Origin of the sequence: Clostridium tarantellae (genome assembly GCF_009295725.1) — a bacterium.
Lineage (GTDB): Bacteria > Bacillota > Clostridia > Clostridiales > Clostridiaceae > Sarcina > Sarcina tarantellae.
The window spans coordinates 1-499 of the sequence record NZ_WHJC01000642.1 but is presented as its reverse complement, the minus strand read 5'-3'; the positions used below and the strand labels follow the sequence as shown (position 1 = coordinate 499).

Genomic DNA, 499 nt, shown 5'->3' with positions numbered 1-499 from the left:
CCAGTTTATAAGTATAATGCAGCAGAGGGAATGCTTTCTAATGGAGCTTTAATAGAGGATGCTGGAGGAGTAAATGTGGCAGGATGGATAGGAGGACCAAGTGATGGTGCAACTACCTTAACTGTAAATGTAGCAGCTGCAGGAAAGTATAATTTAGCAGTGAAGTATATAGGGGCAGATGCTAATAGAAACTTAAAGATAGATATAAATGGAACAAGCACAGGAGAAGTTTACACTCCAACACCAACTAATGGATGGTCCATAGGAGATGCTAAGACCTTTACTGTGGCAGTAAATTTAAATAGTGGAATAAATACTATTAAGTTCCATGGAGATGGAATAAACTATGGTCCAAGTCTTGGAGAAGTAACATTAACCTTAGTATCCGGCACAGTAACACCACCAACAGAACCAGTGAATCCACCAACAGTGCCAACAGGAAGTAATCCAGTTTATAAGTATAATGCAGCAGAGGGAATGCTTTCTAATGGAGCTTTAA

1 pseudogene is annotated in these 499 nt (G+C 39.3%); it reads left to right on the top strand.

The features are described from left to right. Positions 1–499: pseudogene (locus GBZ86_RS19070) on the top strand (CBM35 domain-containing protein); the annotation flags it as partial.